We start from the raw sequence: 21,396 nt of genomic DNA on the forward strand, positions 1-21,396 counted from the left end.
TCGGCCTGGTCCGCACCCACGAGTCGACGCGGAAACTCACCCGCCGGATCGAGGCCGGGACGGCTCGGATCCGTTCGGCGACAGTGTCGTTCAAGAGGGGTCGCTGGTTCGTCTCGTTCTCCGTCGAGGTCGAACGCACCGCCCCGAACCCGGCAGGACCGCCGTCGGTGGTGGGTGTGGACCTGGGCGTCGCGTCGCTTGCGGTCCTCTCGACCGGGGAGGTGGTTCCGAACCCGCGTCACCTCGAGCAGGCGCAGAAGGAACTACACAGACTCGGCCGCCAGGCCGCACGGCGCACAGGACCGGACCGGCGGGCCCGGCAGCAGCCGTCGAACCGGTGGCGACAGACCCAGGCCCGGATAGCTCGTCTGCACACGTACGTGGCGAACGCGCGGGCCGACGGGCTGCACAAGCTCTCGACCCGCCTCGTCCGCAGCCACACCACCATCGTGGTCGAGGACCTGAACGTGGCCGGGATGGTCCGCAACCGGCGGTTGGCCCGGCACATCGCCGGAGTCGGCATGGCCGAGCTACGACGACAGCTCACATACAAGGCCGACTGGCACGGGACCGACATCGTGGTCGCGGACCGCTGGTATCCCAGCTCCAAAACGTGCTCGGCGTGTGGCGTGGTGAAAACCAAACTGCGCCTGTCCGAACGCATCTTCACCTGCGATGGATGCGGACAACGCCTCGATCGTGACCTCAACGCGGCGCGCAACCTCGCCGCACTTGCAGAGGCGTCCTCCCCGAGTTGCGGGGCGACGGAAAACGAGCCCGACGGAAACCCACGTAAGACCTGCACTACGCGGGCGACGGGTACTGCCCCGGGAAGACCCACACCCCCGGGTGAGGGCCAACGTCGACGCCGCAAGGCGTCGACTCAGGACACACATTTGCAGGTTTCCTGAACGGAGTCACCGTCGAACCACCACGGACGGGATGCAATGCCCGATGTGCGACGGTCCGGCGTGTAGCGTTTGCCCGCATGGAAACCAGGACTGTGAGCGCCCCAGGGGGAAGCGTTCGGGTGTATGTCGGGGGCCCCGACAGTCGACACACGGTGCTGCTGCTTCCCGATGCAGGGGAGTCCGCAGACGTATACGACACCGTGTGCGAGCGACTGCACAACTCGGACCTTCGCACAGTCGTCGTCGACAATATCGACGGTCTCGTCCCCGCCGACGTGTTCGCGATACTCGACGACCTGACTCTGCCGTGGGTGCATCTCGTGGGCAGTGGCGCCGGTGCTGAACTCGCATGGGCGGTCGCGGCAGGGCGGTTCGGACGGTTCGGCAGTCTCGTCGTCGCCGAGCGCGGACACCCCGCCGTCCCGACTGCCGATGGCACCGTGCGCGACGCATCGGCGCCTGCCGCGGAGGTCCCGACCACCATCGTGATCGGGAGCGCCGCTCGGCGAGCGGAAGCCGATGGCTCGATGCGCTACGTCACCGGTGAATTCCGAGTGGTCGAACTCGACGGTGTCGAGAACATCCCGGTGCACGCGCCCGCAGATTTCGCATCGGCGATCGTGCTCCGCACCGGCAGCTGGTAGACGCACGGCGCCTCCCGGATCCGAAGATCCGGGAGGCGCCGTGTGCGGATCGTGTCAGAGGCCGAGCAGAGCGTTCTCCACGAGCTCGGGCAGCGCCGGATGGATCCAGTACTGACCGTTGGCCATCTCCTCTGCGGTGAGACCGAAGCTCATCGCCTGGATCAGCGGCTGGATCACGGTCGACGCCTGCGCCCCGATGATGTGCGCACCGAGCAACAGACCCGTGGACCGATCGGCGATCAGCTTGCAGAAGCCGTCGGTGTCCTCCATCGCCCAGCCGTAGGCGACGTCACCGTAGTTCTGGACCTTGACCGAGATGCCATACCCGGCTGCGCGGGCCTGCTCCTCCGTCAGTCCGACCGTCGCGATCTGCGGATCGGTGAACACCGCGGACGGCACGAACCGGTGATCGGAACGCCGCAGCTCCGACGTGCCGCTCCACGCATCACGGAGCAGGTTGTGCTGTACGACCCGGGCCTCGTGATTGGCGACGTGCTTGAGCTGGTACGACGACGACACGTCACCGAGTGCGAACACGCCGCGCGCCGTGGTGCGCTGGAACTCGTCGACGACGATGCGCCCTTCGTCGTCGAGGTCGATCCCGGCCTTCGCCGCATCGAGGAGATCGCCGTTGGGGTCGCGGCCGGTTGCGACGAGCAGCGCGTCGCCGGCCACGACAGTGCCGTCGGTGAGTTCCACCTCTACGCCGTCGCCGACGGACCGGAACACGCGCGCGGGATTGGACAGGTGCACGTCCCACTTCTCGCGGGCGAGCGTGGTGAATCGCTCGGAGACGTCGGTGTCGAGGTGACGCAGCAGCGCGCCGCTGCGCGCGATCACCGACACTCGTGTGCCCAAGGCGGAGAACACGTGCGCGAACTCCATGGCGATGAATCCGGTACCGAGAATCACCAGTGACTCGGGGAGCTTCGGCAGACGCATGATGTCGTCGCTCGTGTGATAGCGCACGCCGCTGTCGAGCACGGGTCCGGGGACTGCTGCGCGTGAGCCGGCCGCGACAACCACCTGGTCGGCGGTGATGGTCTCGCCGGTGCCCGTGTCGATCGTGCGCTCCCCGACGAACCGGGCATGCCCCCTGTACACGGTGACGTTGTCGCAGTCCTCGCGGCGGTAGCGTTCGCCGCCCGCAGCGATCGGATCGATGCGTCCGAAGACGCGGTCGACGATGTCGCTCCAGCGCACACCATCGATGGAGGCATCGACGCCGTACTTGCCTGCGGCGCGAATCGTGCGTGCGACCTCGGCGGCATAGACGTACATCTTGGTCGGAATGCACCCGACGTTGAGACACGTACCGCCGAAGGTGCCCTCTTCGAGGATCGCGACACGCTTGTCGTCGTAGCGCTCATCGATGAGTGAGTTACCCGATCCGGTACCGATGATCGCGAGGTCGTAGTGGGTCACGCATGCTCTCCCGTGGTTCGTGGCCGGGCGTCGTCCGCCCGGGCGCCGGCGGTCTCGTCACCGGTTCTGTGATCGTCCAACCATCCCAGCCACAGGTCCAATTCCCGAAAGGCCTCACGCAAGGGGCCGGGTGTGGAAAGGAACACATCGTGCCGTGCACCGTCGATGGGCACGATCGTCGTGCGGTCGCCGAGACACCCCGCCCACCGGGCGATCTGCCGGACATCGAGAACTGCATCGACGGTGTCGATCGCCGGATCGTACTTCGGCGCCGAACGGCTCTCCCCCGAACGCAGGATCAGTGACGGCACCCCGATGTCGAGCCCACGGTGCAGTTGCGCGTGTCCCTGTCGCACCGCGCGGATCCACCCGAATCTGATAGGGAACCCCGTCGTCGGCTTCCAGTCGAGGTCGTAGGTCCAGCCGCCGTTGAGCAGACTCGTCCCGTAGGTGTCGAGCTTCGGGCCGGGGACCGCTTCCTTGGGGCACAACCGGCCGAGGATATCGATCGCAGCGGTACCGACATTGCGCAGGTAGGACGGTCCTTGCAGGTCGAACCACGGGCTGTTGAGGATCAGACCGGTCACTCCCGCTCCGCGGGTGCCGCCGGGGCGCCGCTGGAGACGGTCGAGCCACAGGGGGAGCACGAGACCGCCGGTCGAGTGGGCGGCGAGCAGGACGCCCTCGCTCACCTCATTGCGCACCAGCCGCAACGCCTGATCGAGCTCGGAGTCGTAGAACTCGAGGTCGGTGACGTAGTGGGGGGTGTGTTCGGGTGCGCGCGACCGGCCGCACTTGCGCAGATCCAGTGCGTAGAAGCGGTAGCCCTGCGCGGCGAAGTGCTCGGCCAGGTGCTGCTGGAAGAAGTAGTCGGTGAAACCATGGACGTAGAGGACTGCACGATCGGGGAGGTCGACGTCGTCCGGTTGATACCGAACGAGGGTCGCGCTGATAGGTCCTTCACCGTCCGGGTCCGTGCCCAGCGGTAAGCTGAGCTGCTGGTATCCGTCGCCGAGGATGTCGGGCTGCCAAGTTGTCACTATCACACTGTATTGGTGACTGCGGCAGACTGAAGTGGGTACACAATTGGGTGGAATGAAATGCCGGTCAACCTCCGGGTAACCTGTTCGTCGCAGTCTGCACGATCGTGGTAGCTCGGTGTACGAGAGCGTCCATGTCCGTGTACGGGACACTCACGCGGACGGACCACCACCGCGGCGGCGCGTGCGAACAGACAAGGAAGTCGATTTCCCAGTGTCAGAGAACGTAGAGGCGAAGACCGATGTAGTGCTCGTTGGCGCGGGCATCATGAGCGCGACTCTCGGGGCGTTGCTGCGTCAGCTGCAGCCGGAGTGGTCGATCACGGCGTTCGAGCGGCTCGACGCCGCCGCCGCGGAGAGCAGCGACCCGTGGAACAATGCGGGCACCGGGCATTCCGCGCTCTGTGAGCTCAACTACACCCCAGCGAAGCCCGACGGTTCGGTCGACATCACCAAGGCGATCAACGTCAACGAGCAGTTCCAGGTGTCGCGCCAATTCTGGGCCTACGCGATCGACAAGGGAATCCTGTCGGATCCGAAGAACTTCATCAACCCGATTCCACACGTCGGCTTCGTTCACGGCGCCGACGACGTGAAGTACCTGCGCGCCCGCTACGACGCCCTCGCCGGGCACCCGCTCTTCGCCGGGATGGAGTACTCCGAGAGCCCCGAATGGTTCTCCGAGCGCCTGCCGCTCATGGCCAAGGGCCGCGACTTCTCCGACCCGGTTGCGCTGAACTGGACCGAGACCGGCACCGACGTCGACTTCGGTGCGCTCACCAAGCAGCTCGTCAACAACGTCGCGGCGTCCGGCGGCACCGTGTTCTTCGGCCACGAGGTCACCAACCTCACCAAGCAGTCCGATGGCAGCTGGATCGTCAAGGTCCGTAACCGCCGTACCGGAGACTCCCGCAAGGTTCACGCAAAGTTCGTGTTCGTGGGCGCCGGCGGCGGTGCCCTCCACCTGCTGCAGAAGTCGGGGATCGCCGAGGCCAAGGGCTTCGGCGGCTTCCCCGTGTCGGGTGCGTTCCTGCGGTGCACCAACCCCGACGTCATCGCTCAGCACAGCGCCAAGGTCTACGGCAAGGCCGCTGTCGGCGCACCGCCCATGTCGGTGCCCCACCTCGACACCCGCGTCATCAACGGTAAGCAGGGTCTGCTCTTCGGTCCGTATGCAGGCTGGTCGCCGAAGTTCCTCAAGGAGGGCGGCGTGATGGACCTGCCCAAGTCGATCAAGCCGAACAACCTGATGTCGATGCTCGGCGTGGGCATGACCGAGCTCGGCCTCGTCAAGTACCTCGTCGGTGAGCTCAGCCAGTCGCCCGCCGACCGCATCGTGACGCTGTCCGAGTTCGCTCCCGAGGCACGCCTCGAGGACTGGGAACTCATCGTCGCCGGTCAGCGTGTCCAGGTCATCCGACGCAAGGGCGCGGGTGGTGTCCTCGAGTTCGGTACCGCGGTGGTCAACGCCGCCGACGGAACGATCGCAGGTCTGCTCGGTGCGTCGCCAGGCGCGTCCACCGCCGTCCCCGCGATGCTCGATGTGCTCGAGCGGTGTTTCCCTCAGCAGTGGGCGGGGTGGCAGCCCAAGCTCCAGGAAATGGTCCCGTCGCTGGGCGTCAAGCTGTCGGACAAGCCCGGACTGTTCGAACAGGTGTGGGACTGGAGCACCAAGGCTCTCGAGCTCGACGTCGCATCCGATCCGGTGCCGACCGCACCGGTCGAGGCTGCCGCTGTCTGACACTCGCACACATCGTCACAGGCCGGTCCGCACCCAGTGGGAGCGGACCGGCCTGTGTTCACATCGGATCGGAAAGTGGGGATCATCGGGTGCCAACCGAGAACGCCGACGAGACGAACTACCTCGTCGGCCTGAATCTGTCCGGGCGCCGCGTCGCCGTGGTGGGAGGCGGGTCCGTCGCACAGCGCCGAATCGGACTGCTCGCCTCGGCGGGTGCAGACATCCACGTGGTGGCGCGCGTTGCGACACCGGTGATCGAAAGCATGGCGACCAAAGGACAGATCACCCTCGAACTCCGTGACTACGTCGACGGCGACCTCGACGGCGCCTGGTACGCGATGGCGTGCACCGACGAACCCGGCACCAATGCCGCGATCGTCGCGGAAGCCGAACGACGCAGGGTGTTCTGCGTGCGCGCCGACAATGCCCGAGAGGGAAGCGCGGTGACACCGGCGACGGCACGGCACGACGGTCTGACCGTCGGCGTGCTGGCAGGTGGAGACCACCGGCGCTCCGCGGCGGTCCGCACCTCGATCCTCGACGCGCTCTCCGGGTCGGGCACCTCCGAGATCTCCGACACCGGGAACAAGCCGGTCGGTGTCGCACTGGTAGGTGGCGGACCGGGCGACCCGGATCTGATCACCGTCCGGGGCCGTCGACTGCTTTCGCAAGCAGATGTGGTGGTCGCCGACCATCTGGCGCCGCAACCGCTTCTCGCCGAACTCGCCCAGCACGTCGAGGTGATCGACGCCGCGAAGCTGCCGTACGGCAGGGCGATGGCGCAGCAGGCCATCAACGAGATCCTCGTCGACCGCGCAAAGGCAGGGAAATTCGTCGTCAGGCTCAAGGGCGGCGACCCGTACGTGTTCGGACGCGGCTTCGAAGAACTCGAAGCCTGCACCGAGGCCGGTGTGCCGGTGACGGTCGTGCCGGGCATCACCAGCGCGATCTCGGTGCCGTCCGCGGCAGGAATCCCCGTCACCCACCGCGGGGTCACGCACGAGTTCGTGGTGGTCAGCGGTCACGTCGCGCCCGATCATCCCGATTCCCTGACCGACTGGGAGGCGCTCGCGAAACTTCGGGGCACCCTCGTGTTGCTGATGGCCGTGGCGCGCATCGAACAGTTCGCCGACGCTCTCATCTCGGGCGGGCGACCTTCCGACACCCCGGTCTCGGTAGTGCAGGAAGGGACGTTGCGACATCAGCGGGTACTGCGCGCAGATCTCGCGACCGTCGCCGCACGAGTCCGTGAGGAAGACATCCGCCCACCCGCGATCATCGTGATAGGTCCGGTCGCCGGATTCACGACGGAAGGTCCGTGACGTGACCGATACCTCGAAACAGATGACCGCCCGCGCCGTCGCCATCGCGACGCTCGTCCTGAGCGGGCTCCAGCTCATGGTGGTGCTCGACGGAACCGTCGCGAACCTCGCGCTCGCACCGTTGCAGGCCGAACTCGGACTGTCCGACTCCGGCCGCAACTGGGTTCTCACCTCGTACGCACTGGCCTTCGGTGGCCTGATGTTGCTCGGCGGGCGACTCGGCGACAGCTACGGCCGTAAGAAGATGTTCATCGCAGGTGTCGGGCTCTTCACGTTCGCATCGTTGTTGTGCGGCATCGCGAGCAACGACATGATGCTCATCGGCGCACGCGCCCTCCAGGGAGTGGGCGCAGCAGTGGCGTCACCCACCGCCCTTGCTCTGGTGGCGACGACGTTCGCGGCAGGTCCTGCACGCAACCGGGCGATCGCAGTGTTCGCCGCGATGACGGGCGTCGGATCCATCGCGGGTCTGATCCTCGGCGGCGCGCTCACCCAGGTGTCGTGGCGATGGATCTTCCTGATCAACGTGCCGATCGGTGTACTCATCGTGGTGCTCGCGGTGATCTCGCTGCGAGAGACCGTCGCCGAGCGTCTCGCGCTCGACGTACCCGGCGCCATTCTCGCGACGCTGGGATGCGCCGGGTTGGTGTTCGCCTTGACCGAGGGTCCCGGATTGGGGTGGGGGAGTCCCGCCGTGATCGGGGCACTCGCCGCCGGTGTTGTGCTGCTCGGAGCGTTCCTGCTGGTCGAACGCCGCGCCGAGAACCCGCTCCTGCCGTTCGTGCTGTTCCGCAACAGGGATCGCGTCGCCGTGTTCGTGTCGATCTTCTTCGCGGGCGCGGTGATGTTCAGTCTCGCCGCATTCGTTGCCCTGTTCGTGCAGGACGTTCTCGGCTACACCCCGCTGCAGGCGGGCCTCGCGTTCGTTCCGTTCGCCTTCGGTCTCGGTGGTGCGGCCGCCGTGTCGTCGAAACTCGTCGCGCGGATTCAGCCGCGCTGGCTCATCGTGACCGGTACGGCCATCATGACCGTGAGCCTGGTGTACGGGTCGGCAATGGACCACGACGTCGCGTACTTCCCGACCCTGTTCGTACTCGTGCTCATCGTCGGGTTCGGTGTCGGACTCGCCGTCGTGCCGCTGCCGTTGTGTGCCGTCGCCGGTGTGGGTTCGCACGAGATCGGGCCGCTGTCGGCGATCGCGCAGGTTGCCCAGACCCTCGGAGGGCCCGTCGGTCTCGGGATCATCGGTTCGCTGGCGACGTCGCGGGCGATGTCACTCGGCGGCACGCCCGGTCCGGTCGCGAATATGACGGACGCTCAGCTCACCGCACAGGGAGAGGGCTATCTGTTCGCTCTCTTCGGCTGTGCAGTGTGTGCGGTCATCGCGGGTATCGCGGCACTGTTCATCCGGTTCACGCCAGAACAGGTCGCGCAGGCACAGGAAGCCGAGAAGGCAGCCCAGACGATCTGAGATCTGACACGCACACCGACCCCGTCTTCCGGCGGGGTCGGTGTGCGTATCAGGTCAGGACGACCAACTCGGTCGGCGATGCCACCTCGACCCGCAAACCGGCCTTCGACGCCACCCGCGCTACACCCTTGACGTCCGCCGGTTCGGCGCGCGTGAGCACCAGCGCTCGGGCAAGCAGGCCCTTGTGGTGCTTGTTGAAGTGGCTGACCACCTTGCGGGTCCCGTCGGGCTGCTCGGTGAGCACCGTGGCGGTCACCGCACCGGGCACCGGTCCGAGCTGCTGATAAACGCCCGAGCGTAGGTCGACGACGAGATCGCCGTCCGCTTCCGTCGTGATCGCGTCGGACAACTCCGGGCGCCACAGCGCCGCGAGTGTCCCGAAACCGGGCAGCTTCGACCCGCCCGACAGCCGGTAGGCGGGGATCGGGTCGGCCGCGCGCACCGCGCCGAACAGCGCAGACCCGATGCCCAGCCGACGGTAGGCCTTGTCGCGCTGTGCCTTGGTGAAGGCGGCGGCATCGAGCGCGTCGAACAACACGCCCGTGTAGCGGGAGAGCGCCGGACGAGTGGGGGAGACCCACAGCTTCGCGTTCCGTTCGACCTCGTCGAACTGGGTGGCGCCGAGTCCGAGGGCCCGACATGACGCCTCCGGGTCGGCGGCGAGATCGACGAGAGACTGCAAGAGGAGCTCGCGTGTCTCGGTCAGTTGCGGCATCGACAGGTCGCCGAGATCGAGTGGGGCGCCGTCGCCGCCGTCGGACTTGGTCTCGGAAGGGGGAAGAAGGACCAGCACAAACGACAACCGTACCGATCGGGCGGATGAGACCGCGAGGTAGGCTGACCGATCGTGATCACCCGCATGTCGCAACTGTTCCTCCGCACCCTCCGCGACGACCCGGCCGACGCCGAGGTCGCCAGCCACAAGCTGCTTGTCCGCGCCGGTTATGTGCGCCGCATCGCGCCGGGCGTGTACTCGTGGCTGCCGCTGGGCCTGAAGGTGTTGCGTGAGGTGGAGCGGGTCGTCCGCGAGGAGATGAACGGCATCGGCGCGCAGGAGATATCCCTGCCTGCGCTGCTCCCGCGCGAGCCCTACGAGACGACGAACCGCTGGACGGAGTACGGACCCGGTCTGTTCCGTCTCCAGGATCGCAAGGGCGGCGACTACCTCCTCGGCCCGACCCATGAGGAGATGTTCGCGCTCACCGTCAAGGGCGAATACAACTCGTACAAGGACTTCCCGGTCACGCTGTACCAGATCCAGACCAAGTACCGCGACGAGGAACGGCCACGCGCCGGCATTCTGCGCGGCCGCGAGTTCACCATGAAGGACTCGTACAGCTTCGACCTCACCGACGAGGGGCTCGCCGAGTCGTACCGCGCACACCGCGACGCATACGAGCGGATCTTCACGCGCCTCGGCGTGCAGTACGTGGTCGTGTCCGCGACGTCAGGCGCGATGGGTGGCAGCGCGTCGGAGGAATTCCTCGCAGAGTCACCCGCGGGCGAGGACACCTACGTGCGGTGCGTCGAATCCGGGTACGCCGCGAACGTCGAGGCTGTGAAGACCCTGGCCCCGACACCCATCCCGATCGAGGGTCAGCCGGACGCGGTCGTCCAGGACACCCCGGACACTCCCACGATCGACACGCTCGTCACTGCGTCCTCGCAGATCCTCGGTCGCGAGGTCGGCGCCTCCGAGACGCTCAAGAACATCCTCGTGAAGGTGCGGCAGCCCGGCGGCGAGTGGGAGCTCCTCGGTATCGGCGTCCCCGGCGACCGCGAGGTCGACGACAAGCGTCTCGAAGCCTCTCTCGAACCGGCCGAGGTCGCTCTGCTCGGCGAGGCAGATTTCGCTGCCAATCCGTTCCTCGTCAAGGGCTACATCGGTCCCAAGGCGTTGCTGGCGAACGGCGTGCGCTACCTCGTCGATCCCCGGGTCGTCGAGGGAACTTCGTGGATCACCGGTGCCGACGAACACGGCAAGCACGTGTTCGGACTCGTGGCCGGTCGCGACTTCACCCCGGACGGCACGATCGAGGCAGCAGAGGTGCGCGACGGCGACCCGTCGCCCGACGGAGCCGGACCGCTCGTCTCGGCCCGCGGCATCGAGATCGGGCACGTGTTCCAGCTAGGCCGCAAGTACACCGACGCATTCGAGGTCAACGTCCTCGGTGAGAACGGAAAGCCGGTGCGCCCCACTATGGGCTCCTACGGTGTCGGCGTCTCACGGCTCGTCGCAGTGGTCGCCGAGCAGCAGCACGACGACAAGGGCCTGCGCTGGCCTGCAGAGATCGCGCCGTTCGACGTCCACCTCGTGATCGCCAACAAGGACGAGCAGGCCCGCGCGGGCGCCGAAGCTCTCGCGCAGGAACTCTCCGACGCCGGCGTCGACCTGCTCTTCGACGACCGCAAAGCATCGCCCGGAGTGAAGTTCAAGGACTCCGAACTGCTCGGTATGCCGCTCGTCGTCGTGGTCGGCCGCGGTTTCGCAGACGGTCACGTCGAAGTGCGTGACCGCTTCACCGGCGAGGCCCGCGAGGTGCCCGTCGCGGATGCGGTGAACGAGGTTCTCGCAGCGACCCGCCGCTAGAAACGACGGACGGCTACCGATGAGACGGTGGCGGGGGACACTGTGTCCATGGCTCCTGAATGGGAACACACCGACACCTACCTCTCCGACCTTCTCATCGGCAACGATCGCGCCACGGAGTCCGCACTTGTGGCGAACACCGACGCAGGCCTGCCCGCCATCGACGTCTCGCGCATGCAGGGCAAGTTCCTGCACCTGCTCGCCCGCGCGATGGGCGCCCGTGCGGTGCTCGAGATCGGCACGCTCGGCGGATACAGCACGATCTGGCTCGCCCGCGCGGTCGGAGACGAAGGCCGGGTGGTCACACTCGAATTCGAACCTCGCCACGCTGAGGTCGCCCGCACGAACCTGGACCGCGCGGGTGTCGGCGGTGTCGTCGACATCCGCGTCGGACCGGCATTGGAGTCGTTGCCGCACATCGACGGCCCGTTCGATCTGGTGTTCATCGACGCGGACAAGGAGAACAACTCCAATTACGTGCGCGAAGCACTGCGGCTGACTCGACCGGGCAGCGTCATCGTCGTCGACAACATCGTTCGCGGCGGAGCCATCGCCGATCCCGACCAGGATGACGAACGGGTCCGCGCGTCACGGGACGTTCTCGCTCTGCTGGCAGCAGAACCGCGGCTCGATGCCACGGCACTCCAGACCGTGGGCTCGAAGGGTTGGGACGGCTTCGCGATGGCACTCGTCGTCGACTGAGGGTCGCGACGGGACAGGTTCCCGCCGGATTGCCTGATCCGGTGCGAGAACCTGTTCCAGTGTCGTAACGTGCGCAGCCATGATCTCTACCGTCGTCTGGGGCACGGGAAACGTCGGACGTGCGGCGATCCGAGCCGTCGACGCTCACCCGGCGCTAGAACTCACCGCGGTGCTGGTCCACAACCCGGACAAGGTCGGCCGCGACGCCGGCGACCTGGGCGATCTCGGCCGCGAGGTCGGTGTCGCGGCGACAGCCGATATCGACGCCGCGCTCTCCGCAGGCCCCGGAGCCGTCGTGTACGCGGCGACCGGGGACATCCGCCCCCACGACGCCTTCGCCGACATTCTTCGTGCGCTGAGCACCGGCGCCGTGGTCGTCACCCCCGCGCTGTTTCCTCTCTACGACCACCGCAGCGCCCCGCCCGAGATGCGGGAGCCGATCCTGGCAGCGATCACGGAGGCAGGAGGGTCGTTCTTCGCGTCGGGTATCGACCCCGGTTGGGGCAACGACGTGCTGCCGCTGCTGCTCAGCGGACTCGGCACGACGGTCGAGGGCATCCGCTGCCAGGAGATCTTCGACTACTCCACCTACGACCAGCCGGACTCGGTGCGGTACCTCGTGGGTATGGGACTGCCGATGGACTACCAACCACCCATGCTCGCGCCGTCCGTCCCGACCATGGTGTGGGGCGGACAGGTGCGGTTGATGGCGCGAGGCCTCGGCGTCGAACTCGACGAGATCCGTGAAGTCTTCGACCGGCGGGCCCTCGACAACACCATCACCACTGCGACGATGGGCGACTTCGAGGCGGGCGCACAGGGCGCGGTGCGATTCGAACTGCAGGGCATCGTCGGCGGACTGCCCCGCATCGTCATCGAACACGTCACCCGCATCCACCCGAATTGCGCGCCGGACTGGCCGGTTCCACCCGACGGCGGTGCGGGTGCGCACCGGGTGATCATCGAGGGACGACCTCGGATCGAAGTCAGCATCGAGGCCGACGACGAAGGCGGAAGCCGGGCGGCAGGGGGGAATGCGACGGCGGTGGGTCGCCTCGTCGGCGCGATCGACTGGCTCGTCGAGCATGAACCCGGTCTCTACGACGCGCTCGACGTACCGCTACGCCCTGCGATCGGCAAACTCACCGCCGCGGAAGGAACACCCGCATGATCATCGACATCCCCGAGGACAAAGACCCGATCGGCTACGTCTGGGCCGAGATGGTCCCCGGGATCGGCATCCCCGCCGCCCAATTCTCGCTGTCCGTGTACGAGCACTCGACCATCGACCTGCGCGCGTTCGAAGCCGCTCGGCTGCGGATCGCGCAGATCAACGGATGTGTCTTCTGCCAGGACTGGCGCACCGAACGGGACGGAGTGAAGGTCGAGCCCGGTTTCGACCGAGACGTCGAGAATTGGCGCACCACCGAGCACTTCGACGAGCGAACACGACTCGCCACCGAGTACGCCGAGCGATACGCGCTCGATCACCACGGACTCGACGACGCGTTCTGGGGCCGGATGAAGGCCCAGTACACCGACGCCGAGATCGTCGAGTTGTCGATGAGCATCGGATCGTGGTTGGCGTTCGGTCGGCTCAACCACGTCCTCGGTCTCGACACCGCCTGCGTGCTACCAGGACACCGACCAACACCGACAGACGACTAGGGCGACCCGAACACCACGTCGCCGGCGTAGCCGATCATCCACTGCACGCCGTACTTGTCGGTGCACATGCCGAAGCGCTCGGCCCATTCCACCTTCCCCAGTGGCATGGACACCTCGCCTCCCTCGGACAGTCCGGCGAATACCCGGTCGGCTTCCTCGGCGCTGTCGGCGTCGATCGAGATCGCGAAATTCGTTCCGGCAGTGACGGTGCCCATTGCCTCGGGGACATCGGATCCCATGAGCGTGCTGTCGCCCAACGGGAGCGCGACGTGTGCGACGCCGTTCTTCTGCTCCTCGGTCAGCTCCATATCGCCGGTATCCATGTCGCTGAAGCGAGCCAGCTGTAGTTCGCCGCCGAAGACGGATCGGTAGAAGATGAATACTTCTTCGGTGTTTCCGTTGAAATTCAGGTACGGGTCGACTGATTTCATGGTGTGCTCCCATATCGCTGTACGGACGGTCGCGCACCCGCAGTCTAGTGCGCAGATGCGGTGCCAACAGGTCGAACGACGTCGGTCGAGCGGTCAACTCTCCCGCCATCCAGGCCGCACCAGACCGGACTCGTAGGCCAGCACCACCAACTGGGTCCGGTCCCGCGCACCGAGCTCGAGCAGGATCCGGCTCACATGGGTGCGCACCGTCGCGGGGCTCAGGAACAGTGGGTCGCCGATCTCACGGTTGGTCAAGCCCTCGGCGACTACATTCTTGTGTTCACTGCCGGAACGATGTGGTGGATGCGCCGCCAGGAAGTGTGACCGTGTGGTCGGCCGGGTCCTCAGGACCGACCGGGGAACGCAACGGTCGGCGGAACGATCCCGAGGTGTGTCCGCCATCGTGCGGCACGCACCGCGGTGTCGGTGAGTGCCTCGATTGCGTTCGCTCGGGCCGGTTCGCTTCGTGCCCGCTCGACCACCGAACGCCACGCGACCGCGGTGTCGGATTCGATCTGCACTGCGAGCTGCGCGGCACTCGTCGGATCGACGACGGGAAACGGCACCGTGTATCCGGGTGCCGCGACCGGCGGTTCGACACCGACGGCGATCAACGCGTCGATCGTGGCGTCGCGGCGCGCGCGATGCGCTGCGGTGCTCGTCGCCACGTCGTCGGCGCGCGCCGGGTCGGCGAAGGCCGAGACGACGCCGTATCCGAACACGGCGGCGTGCTCGGCGGCGAGGGCATCGACGAGGGATTGCTGTTCGGGACCGAGCTCGGGCGACGTCACGGCAACAACACCGCCGTCTGGACCGCACACGCGGCGCTGATGGAGGCGAGCATCCCCGCGCGGAACCCCTGCAGGGTGCGGCCGACGTCGGCTGCGCTGCGCTGCGACTGCGTCAGGCGCTCACGCAGCAGTTCGACGGTGGGTGCTTCGGCTGCGGGTGCGGTGGTCGTCGACGACGGGGTGTCGTTCGTCGTTGCGCCCGCCACGCGAGCGACCTCGGCGTCGAGTGCATCGGCGTGTGCGGTGCGTTCGGAGCTGATGGTGGTCAGTGGGGCGGCGAGGTCGGGGGAGGCCGCAATCAAGGCGGTGGCGGTCGACGCATCGGTGCGAGCTCGTGCGGCCTGGGCGAGCAATGGGTCGGGCTCGGGCTCGCTGTCGTCGGTGATTCCACATCCGGTGACAGCCGCCACCGAGACTCCTCCGGCCGCGGCCGAGCACCATCGCAGCAGGGTTCGTCGGGACATCGCGGATCGCGTCACTGGCATCGGCACCGGGCCATCCTGCCAGTCGGGTGTGACAGACAACGACCCCGGCCTGGTCACGGCGCGGCGAATTGCACGTTAGGCTGGATATCTGCCGGAACGTCCGTCCCGGCCGGTGTCCGCTGCGATCACAACTGAACGAGGAGCCCGCTCACCATGCCTGTGCCACCCCCGGAGAGGATCGTCGAGCTCGTCACCGATCTTCTCGACAACGAGGGCTACGACCTCGAAGACGTGGTCGTGACCGCCGCCGGAAAGCACAGCACCGTTCGACTGATGGTCGACAGTGACGCGGGCCTCGGGCTGGACGAGGCGGCCCGTCTGAGCCGCCTGGTGTCCGAAGCATTCGACTCCATCTCCGATTTCGGGGAGTCGCCGTACGTCCTCGAAGTGACGAGTCCGGGCATCGGCCGGCCGATCACACTCGACCGGCACTGGCGGCGCGCTCAGGGCCGCAAGGCCCGGATCGAGACAGCCGACGAGACGTTCGTCGCCCGGATCGGCGAACTCGTCGGCGACACCATTCGTGTGGTGGAGTCCGACAAGCAGGGCCCCTTCGTTCGCTCCCTGTCGCTGAGCGACGTGCGCAAGGCCGTGGTCGAGATCGAGTTCTCGCCCCCGAATCCGCGGGAGCTGGAACTTGCCGGTGGACTGCCCGACGGTCGCGTGCAGGCCGGTGAGATCGACGAGAATGCGGTGGGCGAGGACGCGGCGGACGACGAGGACACGGTGGACGGCGGCACCGAAAGCAACGAACTGAGGATGGACAAGTGAATATCGAAATTGCGGCTCTGCGGATGCTGGAGTCGGAGAAGAACATTCCGTTCGACGAGCTGATCGAGACGCTCGAGACGGCATTGCTCACCGCCTACCGGCACGTCGACGGTCACCAGTCGCACGCGCGGGTCGTGGTCGATGTCAAGACCGGAGCGATCCAGGTGCTCGCCGAGGAGCGCGACGAAGACGGCAACGTCATCGCGGAATGGGACGACACCCCCGAGAACTTCGGTCGTATCGCTGCGACCACCGCACGCCAGGTGATCATGCAGCGGATCCGCGACGCGGAACACGAGCAGCGATTCGGTGAGTTCTCCACCCACGAGGGGGAGATCGTCAGCGGTGTCGTGCAGCGCGACTCCCGCGCCAACGCCCGCGGCATGGTGGTTGTCAAGATCGGCGGCGACGCCAGCACCACCGAAGGGCTGATCCCGGCGGCCGAGCAGGTCCCCGGGGAGAATTACGAACACGGTGACCGCATCAAGTGCTATGTGGTGGGTGTCTCACGCGGGCAGCGCGGACCGCAGATCACGCTGTCGCGGACCCACCCGAACCTGGTTCGCAAGCTGTTCGCACTCGAGGTTCCCGAGATCGCCGACGAGTCCGTCGAGATCGTCGCGGTCGCGCGGGAGTCGGGCCACCGCTCGAAGATCGCTGTGCACTCGGTCGTGCCCGGGCTCAACGCGAAGGGCGCCTGCATCGGGCCGATGGGTCAGCGTGTGCGCAATGTGATGCGAGAACTCGGTGAAGAGAAGATCGACATCATCGACTTCGACGAGGATCCCGCGAAGTTCGTCGGCAACGCGTTGTCGCCGTCGAAGGTGGTTTCCGTCACGGTTGTGGACCCGGATGCGCGCGCTGCACGAGTGGTCGTGCCCGACTTCCAGCTATCGCTTGCGATCGGTAAGGAAGGGCAAAATGCGCGTCTCGCAGCACGCCTGACCGGATGGCGCATCGATATCCGGAGCGACGCCGCACCCGTCGAGGCAGAGGGCGCGGACGAGTCCCCGACAGGCAGGTGAAGGTGAGATGCGGGATTTCGGGCAAAACAGCGGTACAGTGGTCGATGGTTCAGCATGAACTGCCCTCCGTCGGCCCGGAGCGCACCGGCCCGGTGCGCACTTGCGTCGGATGTCGGCAGCGAACGCTGGCTGCCGAACTGTTGAGGATCGTGGCGCGAGGCTCGGAACCGGAAGGTTGCGTGGTCGTCCCCGATCCGAGGCGCAGGCTTCCTGGGCGAGGTGCATGGATGCATCCCACCGCGGAGTGTCTGAACCTGGCCGTTCGGCGTCGAGCATTCGGCAGAGCACTGAGGGTGTCCGGCGGTCCGGATATCTCAGCGCTGGATCAGCTGGTCGGGTCCATGACGGAGAGGTCGCACAGCGATCTCGACGGCAGGACACCAACAGTGACATCGAACTCTGAGAAGAACAGGCACGAACACTCATGAGCACACCGTGAAGCACCAGCGATGAACGTCCATCGGAGATAACCCGAGGTCGTGCGGGCATTGGCCGCTCGACCTCATCAGTGAGGAGAGCAGTGGCAGGCAAGGCCCGCGTGCACGAGTTGGCTAAAGAACTCGGTGTCACAAGCAAGGAACTACTCGCAAAGCTCAAGGAGCAAGGCGAGTTCGTAAAGTCAGCGTCGTCGACGGTCGAGCCCCCGGTGGCCCGTCGTCTTCGCGATTCGTTCGGTAACGCGCAGAGCGCTGATGCGCCGGCCGCAAAGGCCGCCCCCGCCCCGGGCCCCAGGCCCGGCGCACCACGTCCGGGCCCTCGTCCGGCAGCACCCGCAGCCCCGGCACCCGCCGCGCCTGCAACGCCGGAGAAGGAAGCCCCCGCGGCTCAGGCACCGGCACCGACCTCGTCGGCACGGCCGAAGCCCGGTGCACCCAAGCCCGCGGCACCGGCACCGGCACCCGCAGCCCCGGCCGCTCCGGCGCCCGCGGCCCCCGAACCTCAGGCAGCGGAGACTCAAGCACCCGCAACACCGGCTCCGGCAGCACCGGCCGCCGAAGCCGCTACACCGGCGGATGCTCAGGCTCCCGCTGCGAAGCCGGCACCGAAGGCTCCGACGCCGGGTCCGAAGCCCGCTCCGCGTCCGGGCCCGAAGTCTCCGCGCGTCGGTAACAACCCCTACTCGTCCGCTCCTGCCGAGCGGCCCGCTCCGCGTCCGGCCGGTCCCCGTCCGGGCCCCGGCGGACCCCGTCCGGCTCCCGGTCAGGGCGGTCCCCGTCCGGCTCCGGGCCAGGGACGTCCGGCCGCAGGTGGACAGCGTCCGGCTCCGGGTCAGGGCGGTCCCCGTCCGGCTCCCGGTCAGGGCGGACCGCGTCCGTCCCCCGGTTCCATGCCTCCGCGCCCCACTCCGGGTGCGATGCCGCAGCGTGCTGCACGTCCGGCCGCGTCCGGTCGTCCGGGTCGTCCGGGCGGCGCACCCGGCGGTCGTCCCGGCGGCGGTGGCGGCGGCTACCGCGGTGGTGGAGCCGGTGGTGGCGCAGGCGCCGGTGCTCCTGCAGGCGCAGGAGCAGGTGCTCCCGGCGGCTTCCGGGGTCGTCCCGGCGGTGGCGGCGGCGGACGTGGACGTGGCGGTGCAGCCGGTGCGTTCGGTCGTCCCGGTGGCGCTCCGCGTCGTGGCCGTAAGTCGAAGCGGCAGAAGCGGCAGGAATACGATTCGATGCAGGCGCCCGCCGTCGGCGGCGTGCGGTTGCCACGTGGCAGCGGTGAGACGATCCGTCTCGCACGCGGCGCGTCGCTGTCCGACTTCGCGGAGAAGATCGACGCGAACCCGGCATCGCTCGTGCAGGCCCTGTTCAACCTCGGTGAGATGGTCACGGCCACTCAGTCGGTCAACGACGAGACACTCGAGCTGCTCGGCTCGGAGATGAACTACGTCGTACAGGTCGTCTCGCCCGAGGACGAGGACCGCGAGCTGCTCGAGTCGTTCGATATTCAGTACGGCGAGGACGAAGGCGGCGAGGAAGATCTCCAGCAGCGTCCGCCGGTGGTCACCGTCATGGGTCACGTCGACCACGGCAAGACCCGACTGCTCGACACCATCCGTAAGGCCAACGTCCGCGAGGACGAGGCCGGTGGCATCACGCAGCACATCGGTGCCTACCAGGTGGAAACGCACCTCAACGGTGAAGACCGCCTGATCACCTTCATCGATACCCCGGGTCACGAGGCGTTCACCGCCATGCGTGCCCGTGGTGCGAAGTCGACGGACCTCGCGATCCTCGTGGTCGCGGCGGACGACGGCGTCATGCCGCAGACGGTCGAGGCGATCAACCACGCCCAGGCGGCCGACGTGCCGATCGTGGTCGCGGTGAACAAGATCGACAAGGAGGGTGCGAACCCTCAGAAGATCCGTCAGCAGCTCACCGAGTACGGACTGGTCACCGAGGAGTACGGCGGCGACACCATGTTCGTCGACATCTCGGCGAAGCAGGGGCTGCACATCGACGAGTTGCTCGAGGCCGTGCTGCTCACCGCAGACGCGTCCCTCGACCTGCGGGCCAACCCGGACATGGAGGCGCAGGGCGTCGCCATCGAGGCACACCTCGACCGCGGTCGCGGTCCGGTGGCCACCGTCCTGATCCAGCGCGGCACCCTGCGCGTCGGCGACTCCATCGTCGCCGGCGATGCATACGGCCGTGTGCGACGCATGGTCGACGAGTTCGGTGACGACGTGCACGAGGCGCTTCCGTCGCGTCCCGTCCAGGTCATCGGCTTCACGTCGGTGCCCGGCGCCGGCGACAACCTGGTCGTCGTCGAGGAAGACCGCATCGCCCGGCAGATCGCCGACCGGCGCAATGCGCGCAAGCGCAACGCTCTGGCTGCGAAGAGCCGCAAGCGGATCAGCCTCGAAGATCTCGATGCCGCTCTCAAGGAGCACAACGAGCTCAACCTGATCCTCAAGGGCGACAACTCCGGTACCGTCGAGGCCCTCGAAGAGGCCCTCATGGGTATCCAGATCGACGACGAAGTACGACTGCGGGTCATCGACCGCGGTGTCGGTGGCGTCACCGAGACCAACGTCAACCTCGCCTCGGCATCGAACGCCGTGATCATCGGCTTCAACGTCCGCGCCGAAGGCAAGGCGACGGAGCTGGCGAACCGCGAGGGCGTCGACATCCGCTACTACTCGATCATCTACCAGGCGATCGACGAAGTGGAGAAGGCTCTCAAGGGCATGCTCAAGCCGATCTACGAGGAGGTCGAGCTCGGCCGCGCCGAGATCCGTGCGATCTTCAAGTCGTCGAAGGTCGGGAACATCGCCGGTTGCCTCGTGCAGTCGGGCATCGTCAAGCGCAACGCCAAGGCACGTCTGATCCGCGACAACAACGTGGTTGCGGAGACCGTCACGATCTCGTCGCTGCGGCGTGAGAAGGACGACGTCGTCGAGGTGCGCGAAGGCTACGAATGTGGTCTGACGGTCACCTACTCCGACATCAAGGTCGGCGACGTGATCGAGGCCTACGAGCTGCGCGAGAAGCCGCGCGACTGACACATCTCGACCGGTGGCGGTGGACGACCTCGTCGTCCGCCGCCACGGGCGTGTCGAGAGATCCGGATCCGACGGGAGAAGGCCGACGATGTATCTGGGAGCACTCGAACTGGATATCCTCCTGGGCGACGTCCATTCGCTCAAGGGGAAGCGCTCGCTGATCAAGCCGGTGCTCGCCGAGCTTCGTCGACTGGGTGTGTCGGCGTCGGAGACCGGTGATCAGGATCTGCATCGACGGGCGCAACTCGGTGTGGCGGTCGCCGCACCCGACCTCGCGCACGTCCGCGAGATACTCGACAAGTGCGAGAGGCTCGCCGCGGCCCGCCCCGAACTGGAGTTGCTCTCCACCAGACTGAGAGTGTTCGGCCCGGAAGACTGACGGACCGACACAACATCGATAGTGGTCGCCGGAGACCGGCGACCGAGGAGGAACGAACGACATGGCCGATCCAGCACGCGCGCGCCGACTCGCGAAGCGCATTTCCACCATCGTGGCCACCGCGATCGACCATGAGATCAAGGACCCACGGCTCGAGTTCATCACCATCACCGACGCGAAGGTCACCCCTGACCTGCACGACGCGACGGTCTACTACACCGTGCGCGGTGCCGACCTGAACACCGAAGCGGACCTCGAGTCGGCAGCCGCCGGGCTCGAGAAGGCCAAGGGAATCCTGCGATCGAAGGTCGGTGCGGCAACCGGTGTCCGCTTCACCCCGACACTGACATTCGCGACCGACACCGTCCCCGAGACTGCCCGTCACATGGAAGAACTTCTCGAGCGTGCGCGTGCGGCGGACGACGAGGTGGCACGGGCACGGGAGGGCGCGGTCCCGGCCGGCGACTCCGACCCGTACAAGGAACCTCGCGAACGTGACGACGACGAATAGCG

21 protein-coding genes and 1 pseudogene are annotated in these 21,396 nt (G+C 67.1%); 15 read left to right on the forward strand and 7 right to left on the reverse strand.

Annotated elements, in window-relative coordinates; all coding sequences use genetic code 11:
- On the forward strand, nt 1-911 hold a 911-nt coding region (locus ACFWB0_RS17050; protein ID WP_378491650.1), incomplete at its 5' end, for an RNA-guided endonuclease TnpB family protein.
- A gap of 77 nt (nt 912-988) precedes the next feature.
- Nucleotides 989-1,555 (forward strand): alpha/beta fold hydrolase, encoded by a 567-nt coding sequence (locus ACFWB0_RS17055; protein ID WP_378491651.1) that lies wholly within the window; start codon nt 989-991, stop codon nt 1,553-1,555.
- Between the two features lie 54 nt (nt 1,556-1,609).
- Here ACFWB0_RS17055 and mtr read toward each other — a convergent pair whose 3' ends face one another.
- Both mtr and ACFWB0_RS17065 read right to left on the reverse strand, forming a co-directional pair.
- A complete protein-coding gene (mtr, locus tag ACFWB0_RS17060) occupies nt 1,610-2,980 on the reverse strand; it encodes a mycothione reductase (protein WP_378491652.1) in 1,371 nt (456 codons plus the stop codon).
- Nucleotides 2,977-4,020, reverse strand: a complete 1,044-nt coding sequence (locus tag ACFWB0_RS17065; protein WP_378491653.1) for an alpha/beta hydrolase — start codon at nt 4,018-4,020, stop codon at nt 2,977-2,979. The genes mtr and ACFWB0_RS17065 overlap by 4 nt, the downstream gene beginning before the upstream one ends.
- A 214-nt stretch (nt 4,021-4,234) precedes the next feature.
- Here ACFWB0_RS17065 and mqo point away from each other — a divergent pair, with 214 nt between their 5' ends.
- From mqo to ACFWB0_RS17080, 3 genes are all read left to right on the forward strand, one after another.
- Nucleotides 4,235-5,761 (forward strand): malate dehydrogenase (quinone), encoded by a 1,527-nt coding sequence (gene mqo / locus ACFWB0_RS17070; RefSeq protein WP_378491654.1) that lies wholly within the window; start codon nt 4,235-4,237, stop codon nt 5,759-5,761.
- A gap of 89 nt (nt 5,762-5,850) precedes the next feature.
- Nucleotides 5,851-7,083, forward strand: coding sequence for a uroporphyrinogen-III C-methyltransferase (gene cobA, locus ACFWB0_RS17075; RefSeq protein ID WP_378491655.1), 1,233 nt, complete (start codon nt 5,851-5,853; stop codon nt 7,081-7,083).
- Between the two features lie 22 nt (nt 7,084-7,105).
- Nucleotides 7,106-8,554 (forward strand): MFS transporter, encoded by a 1,449-nt coding sequence (locus ACFWB0_RS17080; protein WP_378491701.1) that lies wholly within the window; start codon nt 7,106-7,108, stop codon nt 8,552-8,554.
- 49 nt (nt 8,555-8,603) lie between these two features.
- Here ACFWB0_RS17080 and yaaA read toward each other — a convergent pair whose 3' ends face one another.
- The gene (gene yaaA, locus ACFWB0_RS17085) at nt 8,604-9,347 is read right to left on the reverse strand and encodes a peroxide stress protein YaaA (protein ID WP_378491656.1); all 744 of its coding nucleotides are present in this window, start codon (nt 9,345-9,347) and stop codon (nt 8,604-8,606) included.
- 54 nt (nt 9,348-9,401) lie between these two features.
- Between yaaA and ACFWB0_RS17090 the strand changes: the two genes are divergently transcribed.
- From ACFWB0_RS17090 to ACFWB0_RS17105, 4 genes are all read left to right on the forward strand, one after another.
- On the forward strand, nt 9,402-11,144 hold the full coding sequence (locus tag ACFWB0_RS17090) for a proline--tRNA ligase (RefSeq protein ID WP_378491657.1): 1,743 nt from the start codon (nt 9,402-9,404) through the stop codon (nt 11,142-11,144).
- A 48-nt stretch (nt 11,145-11,192) separates the two neighbouring features.
- Nucleotides 11,193-11,846, forward strand: coding sequence for an O-methyltransferase (locus tag ACFWB0_RS17095; protein ID WP_378491658.1), 654 nt, complete (start codon nt 11,193-11,195; stop codon nt 11,844-11,846).
- 79 nt (nt 11,847-11,925) lie between these two features.
- Nucleotides 11,926-13,017, forward strand: coding sequence for a dihydrodipicolinate reductase (locus tag ACFWB0_RS17100; protein WP_378491659.1), 1,092 nt, complete (start codon nt 11,926-11,928; stop codon nt 13,015-13,017).
- Nucleotides 13,014-13,514, forward strand: a complete 501-nt coding sequence (locus ACFWB0_RS17105; RefSeq protein ID WP_378491660.1) for a carboxymuconolactone decarboxylase family protein — start codon at nt 13,014-13,016, stop codon at nt 13,512-13,514. Before ACFWB0_RS17100 ends, ACFWB0_RS17105 begins: the two co-directional genes overlap by 4 nt.
- On the opposite strand, the gene ACFWB0_RS17110 is transcribed toward ACFWB0_RS17105, so the two are convergent.
- The 4 genes and pseudogenes from ACFWB0_RS17110 to ACFWB0_RS17125 all read right to left on the reverse strand — a co-directional run bounded on the left by ACFWB0_RS17110 (nt 13,511) and on the right by ACFWB0_RS17125 (nt 15,146).
- Entirely contained in the window at nt 13,511-13,945 is a 435-nt protein-coding gene (locus tag ACFWB0_RS17110) for a VOC family protein (protein ID WP_378491661.1), read from the reverse strand. The genes ACFWB0_RS17105 and ACFWB0_RS17110 overlap by 4 nt on opposite strands.
- Nucleotides 13,946-14,038: 93 nt before the next feature.
- Nucleotides 14,039-14,227: pseudogene (locus ACFWB0_RS17115) on the reverse strand (response regulator transcription factor); the annotation flags it as partial.
- A 62-nt stretch (nt 14,228-14,289) separates the two neighbouring features.
- Nucleotides 14,290-14,736: a ferritin-like domain-containing protein gene (locus ACFWB0_RS17120; protein ID WP_378491662.1), complete on the reverse strand. Its 447-nt coding sequence runs from the start codon at nt 14,734-14,736 to the stop codon at nt 14,290-14,292.
- Nucleotides 14,733-15,146, reverse strand: coding sequence for a hypothetical protein (locus ACFWB0_RS17125; RefSeq protein WP_378491663.1), 414 nt, complete (start codon nt 15,144-15,146; stop codon nt 14,733-14,735). The genes ACFWB0_RS17120 and ACFWB0_RS17125 overlap by 4 nt, the downstream gene beginning before the upstream one ends.
- 228 nt (nt 15,147-15,374) lie before the next feature.
- On the opposite strand from ACFWB0_RS17125, the gene rimP reads away from it, so the two are divergent.
- From rimP to rbfA, 6 genes are all read left to right on the forward strand, one after another.
- Nucleotides 15,375-15,992, forward strand: a complete 618-nt coding sequence (gene rimP / locus ACFWB0_RS17130; protein ID WP_378491664.1) for a ribosome maturation factor RimP — start codon at nt 15,375-15,377, stop codon at nt 15,990-15,992.
- Nucleotides 15,989-17,017 carry a transcription termination factor NusA gene (nusA, locus tag ACFWB0_RS17135; protein WP_378491665.1) on the forward strand — a complete coding sequence of 343 codons (1,029 nt, stop codon included), beginning with the start codon at nt 15,989-15,991 and terminating at the stop codon, nt 17,015-17,017. Before rimP ends, nusA begins: the two co-directional genes overlap by 4 nt.
- Nucleotides 17,018-17,061: 44 nt before the next feature.
- Complete coding sequence (locus ACFWB0_RS17140; protein ID WP_378491666.1) at nt 17,062-17,445, forward strand: YlxR family protein; 384 nt, start codon at nt 17,062-17,064, stop codon at nt 17,443-17,445.
- 92 nt (nt 17,446-17,537) lie between these two features.
- Entirely contained in the window at nt 17,538-20,504 is a 2,967-nt protein-coding gene (gene infB / locus ACFWB0_RS17145; RefSeq protein WP_378491667.1) for a translation initiation factor IF-2, read from the forward strand.
- Between the two features lie 88 nt (nt 20,505-20,592).
- On the forward strand, nt 20,593-20,883 hold the full coding sequence (locus tag ACFWB0_RS17150; protein ID WP_378491668.1) for a DUF503 domain-containing protein: 291 nt from the start codon (nt 20,593-20,595) through the stop codon (nt 20,881-20,883).
- A 61-nt stretch (nt 20,884-20,944) separates the two neighbouring features.
- Entirely contained in the window at nt 20,945-21,394 is a 450-nt protein-coding gene (rbfA, locus tag ACFWB0_RS17155; RefSeq protein ID WP_378491669.1) for a 30S ribosome-binding factor RbfA, read from the forward strand.
- The last annotated feature ends 2 nt before the right edge of the window (nt 21,395-21,396 follow it).

This window comes from Rhodococcus sp. NPDC060086 (assembly GCF_042730275.1).
Taxonomy (GTDB): Bacteria; Actinomycetota; Actinomycetes; order Mycobacteriales; family Mycobacteriaceae; genus Rhodococcus.